This is a genomic window from Pseudoalteromonas sp. LC2018020214 (assembly GCF_016598755.1).
Lineage (GTDB): Bacteria > Pseudomonadota > Gammaproteobacteria > Enterobacterales > Alteromonadaceae > Pseudoalteromonas > Pseudoalteromonas distincta.
In genome coordinates this window covers 791,309-806,383 of sequence record NZ_CP066804.1, presented here as the reverse complement: position 1 = coordinate 806,383, position 15,075 = coordinate 791,309, and the positions used below count along the sequence as shown (strand labels likewise).

The 15,075-nt window shown below is 38.9% G+C and carries 10 protein-coding genes and 1 tRNA gene; 6 read left to right on the top strand and 5 right to left on the bottom strand.

Going from position 1 to position 15,075, the window contains the following annotated elements; genetic code table 11:
• Positions 1 to 164: 164 nt before the first annotated feature.
• A complete protein-coding gene (locus JG479_RS03495; RefSeq protein WP_200219965.1) occupies positions 165 to 1,157 on the bottom strand; it encodes a fatty acid desaturase in 993 nt (330 codons plus the stop codon).
• A gap of 391 nt (positions 1,158 to 1,548) precedes the next feature.
• On the opposite strand from JG479_RS03495, the gene JG479_RS03490 reads away from it, so the two are divergent.
• Positions 1,549 to 1,633: transfer RNA gene (locus JG479_RS03490), tRNA-Leu, on the top strand.
• A 218-nt stretch (positions 1,634 to 1,851) separates the two neighbouring features.
• Here JG479_RS03490 and JG479_RS03485 read toward each other — a convergent pair.
• The 4 genes from JG479_RS03485 to JG479_RS03470 all read right to left on the bottom strand — a co-directional run bounded on the left by JG479_RS03485 (position 1,852) and on the right by JG479_RS03470 (position 6,150).
• Positions 1,852 to 2,325 carry a VOC family protein gene (locus JG479_RS03485; protein WP_039485178.1) on the bottom strand — a complete coding sequence of 158 codons (474 nt, stop codon included), beginning with the start codon at positions 2,323 to 2,325 and terminating at the stop codon, positions 1,852 to 1,854.
• A gap of 100 nt (positions 2,326 to 2,425) precedes the next feature.
• A complete protein-coding gene (locus JG479_RS03480; RefSeq protein ID WP_200219964.1) occupies positions 2,426 to 2,896 on the bottom strand; it encodes a GFA family protein in 471 nt (156 codons plus the stop codon).
• 105 nt (positions 2,897 to 3,001) lie between these two features.
• Entirely contained in the window at positions 3,002 to 5,074 is a 2,073-nt protein-coding gene (locus JG479_RS03475) for a catalase (protein ID WP_200219963.1), read from the bottom strand.
• A 242-nt stretch (positions 5,075 to 5,316) separates the two neighbouring features.
• Positions 5,317 to 6,150 (bottom strand): mechanosensitive ion channel family protein, encoded by an 834-nt coding sequence (locus tag JG479_RS03470; protein WP_024590253.1) that lies wholly within the window; start codon positions 6,148 to 6,150, stop codon positions 5,317 to 5,319.
• Between the two features lie 299 nt (positions 6,151 to 6,449).
• Between JG479_RS03470 and gss the strand changes: the two genes are divergently transcribed.
• From gss to JG479_RS03445, 5 genes are all read left to right on the top strand, one after another.
• Positions 6,450 to 8,318, top strand: coding sequence for a bifunctional glutathionylspermidine amidase/synthase (gss, locus tag JG479_RS03465; RefSeq protein WP_200219962.1), 1,869 nt, complete (start codon positions 6,450 to 6,452; stop codon positions 8,316 to 8,318).
• 134 nt (positions 8,319 to 8,452) lie between these two features.
• Complete coding sequence (locus JG479_RS03460; protein WP_200219961.1) at positions 8,453 to 8,821, top strand: DUF2237 family protein; 369 nt, start codon at positions 8,453 to 8,455, stop codon at positions 8,819 to 8,821.
• A 236-nt stretch (positions 8,822 to 9,057) separates the two neighbouring features.
• Positions 9,058 to 9,582 carry a DNA starvation/stationary phase protection protein Dps gene (gene dps, locus JG479_RS03455; RefSeq protein ID WP_200219960.1) on the top strand — a complete coding sequence of 175 codons (525 nt, stop codon included), beginning with the start codon at positions 9,058 to 9,060 and terminating at the stop codon, positions 9,580 to 9,582.
• A gap of 609 nt (positions 9,583 to 10,191) precedes the next feature.
• On the top strand, positions 10,192 to 13,131 hold the full coding sequence (locus JG479_RS03450) for a TonB-dependent receptor (protein WP_200219959.1): 2,940 nt from the start codon (positions 10,192 to 10,194) through the stop codon (positions 13,129 to 13,131).
• Between the two features lie 155 nt (positions 13,132 to 13,286).
• A complete protein-coding gene (locus JG479_RS03445; protein ID WP_200219958.1) occupies positions 13,287 to 15,026 on the top strand; it encodes a SulP family inorganic anion transporter in 1,740 nt (579 codons plus the stop codon).
• The last annotated feature ends 49 nt before the right edge of the window (positions 15,027 to 15,075 follow it).

Genomic DNA, 15,075 nt, shown 5'->3' with positions numbered 1-15,075 from the left:
GACAAACCACTTTAGAGCTAAGGATTATTTATATGCCTTCGTCTCTATGCCAAGAATTATACAAACAATGGCGTCAGCAGAAAGCCTTTTATAACATTAGCAATTAAACCACTCATGTAATAATGTTTGTCTGTTTTCACTGCGTTAATTGCACTTAGCTTTATCTAGGCTTTATAAGCATTCGCATTTTTAATGCTATCAAAATCGTTAAAGCGCACGTTATGCTGCGCCATTACTTTAAGTATTTTTTTACTTAGCATTTGGCGTAAATAAAACGGCTGATTTGGCACAAAATGATGAATGGTATGTGTTTTACCAAAGTTAAAACAAAATAAGTGAAACGGCATAAATAAACGACTCGTTAGTACATGAGTTTGCTCAAGCATGTTATTAACGCCGCCATAGTAATGCATGCTTGAGGTAACAAAATTAAGCGAACTTGAACGAATAATATTAGGCACAATGAGCACGACCATTAAAAATTCAAACACGTTCATTATACTTAGTACCCAGCTAGGCGAATTAAGCGAAAGTGGTATAAATAAATCAACAATATGAAATACAATAACGCTATATAAAATAGCAAAATACGCAGTCGCTATCGGAAACCCCGCATTAAAAACACTCGAAAAACTAAAGCCATTAATTTCTTTTCTAAAACGTTTAGTAGAAATAATTAGCCCTAATAACCCATCTACAATAACTAGCGCACGTAAAAATGGATTTTTAATACCGTTTCCCACCAAGCGTTCTTCTAGGTCTTGTTGTGTGCCTGAGGCTTTGTGATGGTGTAAATGCATTTTACGTCGGTACCATGGGCTAATAGTATTTGGCCGCATTAACCATACTGTTAGCATCATAAAATTATGCATAAACGGCTGATTGCTAAAGTATTGTTTATGTATAAGGTCGTGCTCTAACTCATGGGAAATAGACGCAGCAATAGCCGCAAGCACTATACACACCCAAGCGGGTATTAGGGCCAAATAATATAAAACCCCAACGCCAATTAATGCACTAAGCGACAGCAATAAAATGATCAACCCTAAGGTATTTTGATGTACAAGTAATGGATGCTTTTGGCGAAGTGATGCTTCTTCCGCTTTTATGGCTTTCACAATCGCTTGAATATTTTGCTTGGCACTTAATTGAGTCATATTTAATGTCTTAAAAACCTTGTTGTACAAATAATACCTGAATCAAGCGCAAAATCGGCATAAAGCAGGAATAATTATTATAATACGATTCACTATTATCAATAGTTCAATTGCTTATTTATTCAATCGCATAACAGTTTAATAGCACTCATAAACCAAGATATTCGCTTTATATATCAGCCCAAAAAGACTTAAAAAATTTACCGGTGGAGTCTCCTTGCTATAAACGATTAATTATCAACCAGTTGTTTATACAAATAAAAGAAAAGGCTTGCCGCCCCCTCTTTTGTTTGTATAATGCGGATACAGAATAAGAGGTATACAAGTATCCTTTTTATTTTAAGTGGTTTTTCTTTATCTTTTTATGCTTAAAAGATTAAAGAAAAATTATGCCAGCGTGATGAAATTGGTAGACATGGGGGATTCAAAATCCCCTTCCGAAAGGAGTGCCGGTTCGAGTCCGGCCGCTGGTACCACTTTTTGAACCTCAGCTAATTATTGGCTGAGGTTTTTTTATGCCTAAAATTTAACTAGTAATCTATACCAATTCGCTTTACTAAGTGAGCTACTTTTAGGTAAGAAAACCGTGTCGATAACAAGGTAAAACCTAGTTAAGTTGAAGCAAAAGCCACAAGCCTTCCATTAAAGCCATCAATGTAATTAGAAAGGTACATAAATCTAATTAGCATGCGAATTATGCGTCTTGCTCTTGATTTGTTATATTCCCAATTCGATTATTTAACTCTTCGTCACTAACATCTTCTTTGTGTGTACCAATGATCCATATATGACCAAATGGGTCTTGTAGTGTGCCGGTCCTATCACCATAAAACTGATCATGTACGGGTCTTATTAGTGTTGCACCAAGCTCAATTGCTTTTTTAAATACGGTATCAACATCTTCAACATAAAGCATAAGGCTTAGCGCTGTACCACCGAGCTCTTTTGGGTTTTTTAAATGCTCTTCAGAACCATTATCTGAAAGCATAATATGCGAATCACCAATTATTATTTCTGCATGGGCTATTCCACCATCAGGTAAAGGCATCTGCATTACGTGTTCAGCATTAAATGCATCACAATAAAAATCTATCGCTTTTTGTGCGTCATTCATAATTAAATAAGGTGTAACTGAATGAAACCCTTTTGGTATTGCTGAGACTGCCATAATATTCTCCTTTACTTACGCGGTGATTTTTAATATTTAATTAACTAAATATGCGTTTAATTGCCCCTAAATTTAAGCTTAGCTCATACAAAAAATTGCGTTACTTTTCGAGGTTTAAACGCTTATGCCAAGCAGCAATACTTTCATCAGGGTATTCTTCAAACTGCTTGTCACCTTTATTAATGGGCGCATTTACCCAATTTGCTTTACTACCAAGCATTAAATGAGTGCGCTCTGGCGGTATGGGTAACTCACTATCTATTGCACCTGCAAAGGGATGAACTTGCTCAGGCCAACGTGCATCGTATAACCACAAGTTAGCACTACAATGCTTACAAAAATGACGCTCTGCAGGGCTGATTTTATCGCCTATTTTTGCATGATAAATAGTTATGTGTTCAAGCCCTGTAACCTCAAGCGTGCTGTATTGCGCGTTTAAATTAATAACAAACCCGCCGCTCCCTGCGGTTTTACGGCATATAGAGCAGTAACATAAATTGTAAGGATAAGGGTGTTTTGAGTTGACCGTAAATACCACTTTGCCACAGTGACAAGCGCCATTAAGCTTCATAATATATCCAATTTTTTATTGTTGGCTTGAACTAATACCTTAACTAGGTGAGCTAAAAAAAACCACAACAATTACATGCTGTGGTTTTTTTAATTATTGAGCTTACTAACGCTCCCAATATCTTAAATTACGCAATGTATTTATAAATTTATCGGCTGAATGTGCCGCTAAATCTATCCAACCATCATCTACTTTTCCATCAAGGCCTGCCGCTTTAAATAAAGGCTTAGCCTCATTTGTAAAGCCTATAAATTTCATATGTGCGTACGCATCACTTACAAAGTCTTTAGCTTCTGCTATGGCAGCTAGTTTTTCAGCTCCATCTTCGGTGGTGAGTACAAGTACCGCATCGTATAAAACCGATGGACCACCATTAATAACCTGATCAGCTTTAAAGTGCTTACCTTTACTGCATTCAGCACCGCCAACTTGCGGGGCAATAATTTCAAAGTTTGCACCTTCACTTTTAAGTGCATTGGTAACCGATTCAAAAATTTCTGCATCAAAGCCATCACTTACTAAAATACCTAATTTACGGCCTTTGAAGGTGTTGGGCGCATTTTTCAAAATACTTAACGCATCAGATACAGGTAAGTCTTTACGAGTTGGCATTGCTGCTTCAGCTGGGCCTGGCATTTCTTGCAAGCCAAGTCCTTCGGCAACTTTATTTGCGAGGGTTTCGTCAATATTTAACAAGTGCGATACCAAACGTTCTCGTATTGGCAAATGCTCAACTTTAGACAGCTCAAACACGTACGCAGATTGAATATGCGCCTGCTCTACCTCTGTTTGACTTAAATAAAATTGACGAGCTTGACTGTAATGATCGCTGAATGTTTCTGAGCGATAACGCAGTTTGTCACCGCCGCTTACTTCAGGTTCCTTTGAGCTTTTAAAGCCATGTACTGGGCATTCGCGCGGGTTGTTTTCGCCTGCGCTCCATGAGTTTGGCTCATAATTAACACGCCCTTTTGGATTGTGCATTGCCATGTGGCCATCTTGCTGAAAATGACGCATTGGACATTTAGGCGCATTGACCGGAATATGCGTAAAGTTAGGACCACCTAAACGCTTGGTTTGAGTATCTAAGTATGAAAAGTTACGACCTTGCAGTAGCGGGTCGGGAGTAAAGTCGAGCCCCGGTACAATGTTTTGAGTACAAAATGCTACTTGCTCTGTTTCTGCAAAAAAGTTGTCTACAACACGGTCAAGCACCATACGGCCAACAATTTGCACTGGTACTTGCTCTTCAGGTATAAGCTTGGTGGCATCAAAAACATCAAATTCAAATTCATCAGCAAATTGCTGATCAAACACCTGTACACCTAACTCCCACTCAGGGAAGTCGCCGTTGCCAATAGATTCCCACATGTCTCTGCGATGAAAATCAGGGTCCGCGCCGTTTAGCTTAAGTGCTTCGTTCCATACTACAGATTGCATTCCGCCTTTTGGTTTCCAATGAAATTTAACAAATTTCTCATCACCTTTGGCATTAATAAATTTAAAGGTATGAACACCAAAACCTTCCATAAAGCGCAAAGAGCGTGGAATAGCTCTATCAGACATTGCCCACATAACCATGTGCATTGACTCAGGCGATAAGCTCACAAAATCCCAAAAGTTATCATGTGCTGTTTGCGCTTGTGGAAAACCACGATCAGGCTCGGCTTTAGCTGAATGAACTAAGTCTGGAAACTTCATCGCATCTTGAATAAAGAATACCGGTATATTGTTACCCACTAAATCCCAGTTTCCTTCTTGGGTATAAAATTTTACCGCAAAACCACGTACATCACGTGCTAAATCTGGAGACCCTTTATTACCTGCAACCGTAGAAAAGCGAGTAAATACTGGGGTTTTTTCACCTTTTCGCTGAAAAATATCTGCACAGGTTAAATCTTCAAGCGTGTCGTAAGTTTCAAAATATCCGTGTGCACCATAGCCTCTGGCGTGCACTACACGCTCAGGAATGCGTTCGTGATCAAAGTGAAAGATCTTCTCGCGCATTATGTGATCTTCTAATAATCCGGGGCCACGCTTGCCTGCACGTAATGAATTTTGATCGTCACTTACAGGGCAGCCCTGCGCGGTGGTCATGGTAGGGTGTTCATCCGACGCTTTTTGATGCAATTCACCGCCATGCCCTTTATTACCTGAGTATTTAAATGATTCAGCCATGTTTAGTCCTTCATACAGTTTGATTTAATGGGTCAATAGTTTTTATGAGCTTTAAAGCTAAAAGCGACTATGCAAATGCAAAATAAAGACCAGCCATCCAACCTAGCAAAAAAGGGCTGTACAGATAACAATGTAGTATTTGAGGTGATTTATAAAAGAAAAGGTTACACAGGTATGTAACTTTTTCACACAAAAAAAGAGCACTTAAAAGTGCTCTTAGGTTTAAACCGTTTTAAATTTAGTTAATCTTTGCTTTCGTTAACTAAAATAACTTTACGATGTGGGAAAGGTATTTCGATGTTGTTTTCATCAAGTGCTTTTTTAATTAACTCTGGCACCGTGTAAAGAATATCGAAGTAATGCTCGCCCTTACAAAAAGGTCTTACTAAAAAGTCTACTGAGCTGTTGTTAAGTGTTTCTACTTCAACAAAAGGCGCTGGATCTTTTAATATGTGTGGGTGCGCTGCAAGTACGGCATCTATAACTTTACGTACAGCCGTTGTATCTTCACCGTAAGCAACACCAAAATGCATATCCACACCACGAATTGGATGATGTGAATGGTTTATAATTTGCGCGCCCCAAATTTGACTATTTGGAATAATAACCTGTTGGTTATCGAACGTTTGTAAAATAGTAGTAAACATATCTACTTCTGTTACTTTACCAAAACGCCCTGCAGCCTCAATAAAGTCATTTACTTTATAAGGTCTAAATATTAGCAACATAACGCCTGCGGCAAGGTTCGACATTGCACCTTGTAACGCCAAGCCTATAGCAAGCCCCGCAGCACCTAGCAAAGCAATAATAGAGGCTGTTTGTACACCAAAGCGATTTAACACAGCAATAATAACGAACGCTAATATTATGTAGCGAGCCATGCTGCCTAAAAAGCGAAAAAGCGTGTCATCAAGATGAGTGTATTTATGACACAAGCCAATAATTAAATTGCGTACTTTGCCCGCTAACCATAAGCCCGCAAGCAAAATTGCAATTGCTAGTAATATGTTGGTTGCCCACGTAATTGCAGCGGGTAAATATTGATTAATATCAATGTTGTTTATTATGTCTTCCATTATTTTTCCTGTTTTAAAAACTTTTAACTAATTTTAGCTAGTTTTGCTATACCAAGCGCAACAGTTTAACAAAAAATTAACCAAAGTACGAATATAGGTTCAGTTTTACATGTATAAGCACTTTGAAGGAGGGATTTCTTAACTACTGCTTTTAAAACGATGGATTAATAAAATATAATTTTAAGCCCTATTTAGCACCAATATTTAATTAAAGATTATACCCAGTAATATCTTGCTATAACGCAGTTTGACTCATATAGTCAGCAAATTATCACACCTTATTTTTAACATCTTTGTTTATGAAATCTTCTGCTCCTGTTAGTGATTTTGGTACTTTATTAGGTTATGCACCTGGTAATGTTGCTGTTTACTCATCTGATTATGATACGGCTGACGAAAGCATTTATCCTAATCGTAGCGCCTATCGTAGTTACCTAGACGGTATTTACATGGGCTATAAATGGCAATGCGTTGAGTTTGCCCGTAGATGGATGTACCTCAACCATGGTTATATTTTTGATGACATAGCCATGGCTTACGATATTTTTGAGCTGCGTTCAGTACGCGATGTAAATAGCCAAAATAGACTGCCACTAAACGCGTTTAAAAATGGTGCTAAACATCACCCTCAAGTAGGTAGTTTACTTATATGGGAAGAAGGCGGCGAGTTTGAAGAAACAGGCCATGTTGCTGTCGTTGTTGAAGTGCATGAAGATAAAATACGCCTTGCTGAGCAAAATGTAGGACATCAAATATGGCCAACAAATCAAAACTGGTGCCGAGAACTAAAAGCAAAAGTAACTAAAGATGGCGACTATTGGATTGAGTGCTCTTACAGCGACGCCACTATTTTAGGCTGGATGACACAAACTGATGAAACAGAATATGCTGAGCCAACGTCTGAGCTAAACACTGATTTATTTATTATAGAAGCCCATAAAGCAGTAGATACAGGCCAAGCAAACAAGTCATGGTTAAATATTGCGAATGACGATGAAGCTGCCTACGTAGAAATGATGCAAGGCCATAAACTTACATCAGTAGATGAAGAACAGCATAATTACTTTGCGATATCTCAAACGGCGCAGCAAAGCATTGAGCATGCAACAAATGAGCTGCATGGCTTATTTATGCATGCAACCGACTATGTATTGCAGCACCCTGAGTTATTAAAAAAGTTTAATTTACCCGATGTTGTGCTTAATAAAATTCGCCAATCGTGGGATAACCGCTTAAACCAATTAATAACCAGCCGGTTTGACTTTGCCTTAACAGCAGCAGGTTTAAAAGTTTACGAATACAATTGCGATTCGGCATCGTGTTACATGGAAAGCGGCAAAGTTCAGGGAAAGTGGGCAAAACACTTTAGTGTTAAAACAGGTGTAGATGCAGGCCAAAATTTATTTAAAGACCTCGTAAAAGCATGGCGTAAAAGTGAAGTAAAAGGTCTTGTTCATATTCTGCAAGATGATGAACCAGAAGAACATTACCACGCATTATTTATGAAAGAAGCTATTGAAGCCGCTGGCTTTGAATGTAAGTTAGTAATTGGCTTAAGCAAACTTAGCTGGAATGAGTCAGGCAACATAGTAGATGCAGATGGCGCACAACTGAGTTATGTATGGAAAACCTGGTCGTGGGAAACCGCACTTGATCAAATTCGTGAAGAGTGTGAAGCCGACCAATCATTAGGTGATAACTTTGAACCACAATTCAAAGCTGGTGAAACGCCGCGCTTAGTCGATGTACTACTGCGTAAAAACGTGATGGTGTTTGAACCGCTGTGGACATTAATTCCAAGTAACAAAGCTATTTTGCCAATACTATGGAGCTTATTCCCTAATCATAAATATTTACTTAATACCGCGTTTGAGCTTAACGACGAGTTATTACAAACCGGTTATGTAGTTAAACCAATAGTAGGACGCTGTGGCGCTAATATTCAACTTGTTGATGAACAGCAACAAGTTATAGAAAAAACAATGGGGCACTTTGCAGAGCAAGACCAAATATACCAACAACTATTTGCACTGCCTAAAGTAGACGACTACTTTGTACAAATATGTAGTTTTACAGCCGCCGGTAAATACTCTGGTGGTGGCGTGCGTGTTGATAAAAGCATGATCATAAACGGTCATAGCGATTGTATGGCGCTGCGTATTAAATAATAAACAATACTAAGCCCGCAATTTGCTGCGGCTTAAGTTTGTGTAGTCCTTCCCTCTTTTAAGTTTTATAGCTATCTCAAGCGAGTTACTCCTGATAGAGTAAATTTATTAAACACCACAAATTAAGGTATTTCATGGCGAATCAATTTAATGTACTCGGCACACGCTTAAAACTATGTTGCGGTAATGGTGGCTACACACGTGAAGGGTTTTGTTATGTACCAGAATCAGATCTTGGCAATCACAGTGTGTGTGCAATTATGACTGATGAGTTTTTACAATTTTCAAAATCACAAGGTAACGATTTAATAACCCCGAACCCTCTTTACGATTTTGAAGGTTTAAAAGCCGGTGATAAATGGTGCTTGTGTGCGCTAAGATGGCTTCATGCTATTTCAGCAAACGTTGCGCCACCGGTGGTACTTGAATCCACAAATAAAAAATCATTAGAAATAGTGCCGCTCGATGTTTTAAAAGTGCACGAATATAAAGCCAACGTTTAAATACACTTAAGCGTTATTAAATTAAAGTCTGCATATTTTACAAATATATGCAGGCTTTTCAAAAATCCAATCTCCTCTGCAGCCTTAAAAACCTTAACTAAAAACATAACCACCTGTTTTTTAATCACTTTTAAAATAAAGCAACTTACGGCATAGCAGTTGCTTTATTAAGTTTAAGTCACGCTCATCACGCAACATATTATATGAGCAACACATTACTTAATGTAGGAGAAATTATGAGTAACAATAACGAATCAAACAAAACAACTAAATTTACCGCGCCAGGTATGAGTGACGAATCAGCTCAAAAAACAATAGCTACCCTCGATAACCGCATGGTTGCATTGATAGATTTACAGCTTACTCTAAAGCATATTCACTGGAACGTAGTGGGACCTAACTTCATTGGCGTACATGAAATGATAGACCCGCAAGTAGACATTGTACGCGAAATGACAGATACAATTGCAGAGCGAATTGCGACACTTGGTGCAGTACCTGTTGGCACACCAAAATCAATTGTAGATCGCCGTACTTGGGACGAATACCCTGTAGGCAAAGGCCTAGTCACCGAGCATTTGGCTGCGCTTGATAAAGTATATAACGGCGTTAATGCCGATCACCGCAAAGCAATTGAGACTCTTTCTGAGCTAGATCCGGTCTCTGAAGATATGATCACCAGCCAACTAGCCGATTTAGAGCAATTTCAGTGGTTCATACGAGCACATTTAGAATCATCTACAGGCGAATTACAGAGCTAATACATCTAAAGTAAGAAAGCCCAGCATTATTATGCTGGGCTTTTTTTTGCGTAAAAATCTATTTATCACTACCTAGCTTATCGCCCCCACCCCAGCTAGTACAAAATCAATATAAAAACAATAGAAAATTGGTATTACCAAAATGATTTTTAATTATTTTAACCTCTCCACTATTTCGCAAATTTATAAATCATTTCGAACTTTTAATGGTCGCTCTTCCAATTCAATATCACTTAAAAAGTAAACTAAACACGTATAAAAGTACGGCATAAAATTTAAAAATAGTACTAACAAATGTATTAAATAGTACAAATAATATATAAAAATGCCTTTGGTAAAGATACTTCAATAAAATCCATTCAAAATACAAAAAATAAAAACATGCTATAAGCCATTAAATTTATTAAATATAAGCAAAATAAAAGAGGTTTTTGTAATACGCATTGTGAAATTTTGGTAAACAAAGGTTGTAAATAAAGTTGAATTGGATTAATTTCAACCATACCACCTGTATGACACACTACAGGAAAGCAACAGTTAAATTGGTTAACCAAACCAAGTAACAACACACACACAATGACGCAAGTCGTACCCAAACGGGAGAGATACATGAAACTCAATCAAATTACTTCAACATTAATTAATAAACATAAAAGAAGTAGCTCTACAGCAATCAGTGCCGCAGCCCTTTTACTAATGGCTTCTTCAAATATTGCAGCGCAAGAGGCTCCCGCAGCTTCAGAAACGGCAGCTGCAGACATCGAAGTAATTGAAGTAAAAGGCATGCTAGGTAGTATGAAAGCCGCCGCTATGCTTAAGCGTACTGACGGACGTATTGTAGATGCAATTGTTGCTGAAGACATTGGTAAGTTACCTGATAATAATATTGCAGAAGCACTGCAACGTATTACTGGCGTATCTATTAATACCGATTTTGGTGTGGGTGACAGTGTTTCTATTCGTGGCTTACCTCAAAACCGTGTTGAATTAAATGGTCGCTCTACTATTGGTGACTCTCGTGACGGCATTAGCTTGCAAGATTACCCATCAAGCTTCTTAAAAACAGTAGAAGTAGTTAAGTCTCCTACTGCCGATATGATTGAGGGTGCATTAGGCGGAACAGTTAGTTTAAAGACAGTTCGCCCATTAGAGTTAGATAAATTAACAGGCGCAGTTTCATTAGATGGCGAATACGCTGATAAAACAGAAAAAGTAGCACCTATTTTTAGTGGTTCAATTGGTAACAACTGGGACTTTGACGAAATGGGTACCTTTGGTGCCATTGCTATGTTTTCATTCCAAGATCGCGAAATTCGCCAAGATGAAACATCTAGCCGTGTTAAACCTCAAGATATCGAAATTAATGGCCAAGAAGGTAATACACCTAGTGGCAACGCTATCGTAAGAGACGAGCACAGTGTTGAACAATATGTAGAACAACGTAAACGAACTGCTGTAAATTTATCTCTTCAATGGGCACCACAATCTGGTAATGGCATGGTGTATCTTGATTTAAGCGGCACAAAGCGCTCAGGTGAACAAGCTGGTAACTCTATTTTAGGTGTCGCAGGTTCGTTATCAACAGATGCAAATACAACTCAAGATGCTAACGGCGTAAATAATTACACGTTAACAAACGAGTTTGGTATTCCTAAAACATACAGTGACTTTCGTGAAACTGACTCGTTTTCAAATGCACTTGGTGCAGAGTGGAACCTTACTGACAGCATCAAAATCTCTGGTGAAATTGCGGTAGCATCATCAGAAAGCGTAAGACCTGACTCTGAATTTACACTTCGCCCAATCGAAAAATCAACATTTGAAGCAAGTGGCGGAACTCAGCTAACAAATCATTTATATGATGGTGCATTCTCGCAAGACGGTAATAAATTACCAAGCATCATTCATTCAGATCCTAATGCATTTACTGACCCACAAAACTTAGCACTTCGTACGTTTAAAAGTGAAGATAGAAGAACAGACAATGACGAAACAGCTATTCGTTTTGATGTTGAAATGTTTGAGCCACTCAGCAGCTTAAGCTGGGTATCTAAAGTAAAAGCGGGTGTACGTGTTACTAACCGCGATTACGAATATGAGCAATACAAAGTAGAAATTAAAGACATTTATAAAAATGCATTTAACGACTCAGACGGTTCGTTAGCCACTTTATGGGTTGATGACTACAACGCTGCTTTTTCAAATAGCTTTACAACAGTTAGCCACGACAACTCTTTTGACCAACTAGGTCATTCGGGACAAAACGACCTACTAACCTTTTTAAGCTACAACGGTTTATCTAACCCGGCCAATACTTACGCTCAGCTTCAGCAGTTACTTGCAGGTACTAACTTGGCGTCAACAGGTAGCCTTTCAGATAACCAAGAGTTCCAAGAAAGCGCATACCGCAACGTAGTTGAAGATACAGCTGCCGTGTATATATCAGCCTACTTAGACTTTGATAACATCACTGCAATTGTGGGTGGTCGTTATGTAACTACAGATTTAGAATCAAGCGTATTTCTTAATGGCGAAAAAGTAACTGGCGACAATGACTACAGCGACTTTTTACCAAGCTTAAACGTAACGTATAACTACTCAGACGAAACATTATTCCGCTTTGCTGCTGCAAAAGTTATGCGCCGCGCTGACTTTAGCGAACTAAGCCCTGCATTTGACGTTAATAACGACATTACAGGTGCAACGCAAGGCTCTATTGATTTAGAACCATATCGTGCAACGCAATACGACTTATCTGTAGAGCATTACTTTGACCAAGGTAACGTAATTTCTTTCGCAGTATTTTATAAAGATGTTGAATCTTTCTTAAGTAACGAAAGTAGCTGTGTAGCGGCATCAAGCACTTCAACAGGCCAAAACGTAACTCAATGGAACCAAGTATGTCAGCTTGAAGTTGCAGGTGTTTCACAAGATAACCTAGTTTACTCGGATGCAACTGACTTCCCAGTAGATGCTGATGGCTTCAACCATGTTGCAGGCTTACGTGACGCAGGACTAACGGGTATCGATACTGTTAAAAATGTAAATGGTGAAAACGGCTCAGTACAAGGCTTTGAAGTTGGTTATCAACAGTTCTTTACAGACCTACCTGGTGCATTTTCTGGCTTAGGCATTAACGCAAACTACACATACGCAGACAGCGAGCAACCAAACGGTAACCCGTTATTAGATATTTCTAAAAATACGTATAACTTACAAGTATTTTGGGAATACGAAGGTTTCTCTACTCGTCTAGCTTATAACTACCGTGACAGTTTCTTAGATACTGAAAACGAGAAACGTGTAGAAAATATTAACTCAGACGGCAGTATTTCAGCAGAAGGTACTGTTTACGGTAATAACTACCGTGACGACCGCGGCCAGTTAGACTTCTCAGCAAGTTGGGATATTAACGAAAACGTGACCTTAGTAGGTAATGCGACCAACTTAACGGGCGAGCCTTCTATTTACCTATCTGAACTAGGTGGTGCTTGGAAGTACACTGAAGCGGATCGCCGTTACAGCTTTGGTATTCGCGCTAAATTTTAATTTTCCCTAGAAACTAAAGCCTGCTTTTATGCAGGCTTTTTTACGTCTATAAAAAAGTGGCTTTATATTACGTAAAAAACACACCCACCTAGCTATACTTATTTGAATATTAAATTTACTATCAAAACGTTGTAACTATTAGCAGGAAAACTAAAGTGCTGTCGCGTTTATATAATTTTATGCCCGGTTTAAATACATTGCTGCACTATGAACGCCAATGGTTTGCTGATGATGTAAGGGCAGCGCTATCAGTAGCTGCAGTGGCTTTACCTGTTGCCATTGCTTACGCACAACTAACCGGTGTTAACGCCGCCGTAGGGTTATACTCTTGCATACTGCCAATGATGCTATATGCACTTTTTGGTACTTCAAAACAATTAATAGTCGGCCCTGATGCCGCAACTTGCGCCGTTATTGCCGCTGTAGTAACACCTCTTGCTGCAGGTGACAGCTTTAAGCATTGGCAACTTGTTGTCACCATGACCGCTATGACCGGCTTTTGGTGCTTTATAGCCAGTAAATTTAAGTTAGGTGTATTAGCCGACTTTTTATCTAAACCTATTTTAATGGGCTTACTAAACGGCGTAGCTATCACTATTATTGTTGGTCAATTTTCTAAAGTATTTGGTTTTACTTTTGATGAGCGCTACTTACTTGAACGCCTCGGTGGTGTGCCCACGTACCTAGCGCAAACACACGTTCCAACCTTATTAATGGCTTTGTTTACACTGGTGGTCTATTTTGCCATGAAACGGATAAAGCCCACGTGGCCTGCATCTATGTTTGCTATTGCTTTTGGTGCGCTTTTGGTATGGATTTTTGATTTAAAACAATTTGATATAAAAACCATTGGCACCGTAACTGGCGGGCTTCCCGTTTTTAATACCCCTGTTTTTGATTTAGGGATTATTCGTGAGCTGGTGGTACCCGCACTTAACTTAGCCATCGTGAGCTTTGTTAGTATGATGCTAACTGCCCGCAGCTTTGCTGCTAAAAATGGCTACGACATAGACGCCGATAAAGAATTTAGAGCGTTAGGTATTGCCAATATAGCGTCAGCTCTTTCGCAAGGTTTTGCAGTCAGTGGCGCCGACTCACGCACCGCTGTTAACGATGCAACAGGTGGTAAAACACAGTTAGTATCAATAATAGCAGCAGCTATTATTGCGCTCATAGCTGTATTTTTAACAGCCCCACTTGAATTTATTCCAAGCGCAGCGCTAGGTATTGTACTTATTATTGCCTCTGTTCATTTACTCGATTTAAAAGCGGTTTGGCAATTAAAACGAAAAGACAAACACGCATTTTATCTCGCCTCAGCCACCTTACTTGCTGTGTTATTTATTGGCGTTATACCAGGGATCACACTTGCTGTATTACTGGGGTTATTTCAATTTATTCGCACTGTTATGCGCCCAACAGACAACATATTAGGCGTAGATGTTAACGGTGTAGTAAGAAGCTTAGACGCCACAGATAAAGCAAAATCGGTGCAAGGCGTGTTTATCTATCGCTTTAATTCACCTTTAACTTACTTTAATGCCAGCTACTTTAAACGCAGATTACTTGAGCAATACGCAAGGCAAAAAGACGACACTCAATGTGTAATAATTGACGCTGTGCCCTGCTTTACTCATTTAGATTTAAGTGTAATGGCCATGCTTGCAGATCTCGACGTTATATTTAAAAAGCGCGATATAAGGCTTGAGCTTGCAGGTAGAAAACGTCAGTTACTTTCGTGGTTTGATATTGCAGGAATGAAGTCAGGAAAAGAAGGTATATATATTCATTCAGATTTATACATCGCCCTAAAAAGAAATAGCGTAAGCAAGCACACGCAAGAGGTTAGCTTGTTTGAGTCAGACGAAAATAAAGAACCGCTCACACAGCAATAAAATACAATAAGCAGATCAGCTAACTGATCTGCTGTTTAGTATTAATTAC

Bases quoted from the DNA above. Each gene is read 5' to 3' on its own strand.
- JG479_RS03475 (WP_200219963.1), bottom strand. From the start codon at position 5,074: ATGGCTGAATCATTTAAATACTCAGGTAATAAAGGGCATGGCGGTGAA.
- JG479_RS03495 (WP_200219965.1), bottom strand. From the start codon at position 1,157: ATGACTCAATTAAGTGCCAAGCAAAATATTCAAGCGATTGTGAAAGCC.
- JG479_RS03460 (WP_200219961.1), top strand. From the start codon at position 8,453: ATGGCGAATCAATTTAATGTACTCGGCACACGCTTAAAACTATGTTGC.
- JG479_RS03480 (WP_200219964.1), bottom strand. From the start codon at position 2,896: ATGAAGCTTAATGGCGCTTGTCACTGTGGCAAAGTGGTATTTACGGTC.
- JG479_RS03450 (WP_200219959.1), top strand. From the start codon at position 10,192: ATGAAACTCAATCAAATTACTTCAACATTAATTAATAAACATAAAAGA.
- JG479_RS03470 (WP_024590253.1), bottom strand. From the start codon at position 6,150: ATGGAAGACATAATAAACAACATTGATATTAATCAATATTTACCCGCT.
- JG479_RS03485 (WP_039485178.1), bottom strand. From the start codon at position 2,325: ATGGCAGTCTCAGCAATACCAAAAGGGTTTCATTCAGTTACACCTTAT.
- dps (WP_200219960.1), top strand. From the start codon at position 9,058: ATGAGTAACAATAACGAATCAAACAAAACAACTAAATTTACCGCGCCA.
- gss (WP_200219962.1), top strand. From the start codon at position 6,450: ATGAAATCTTCTGCTCCTGTTAGTGATTTTGGTACTTTATTAGGTTAT.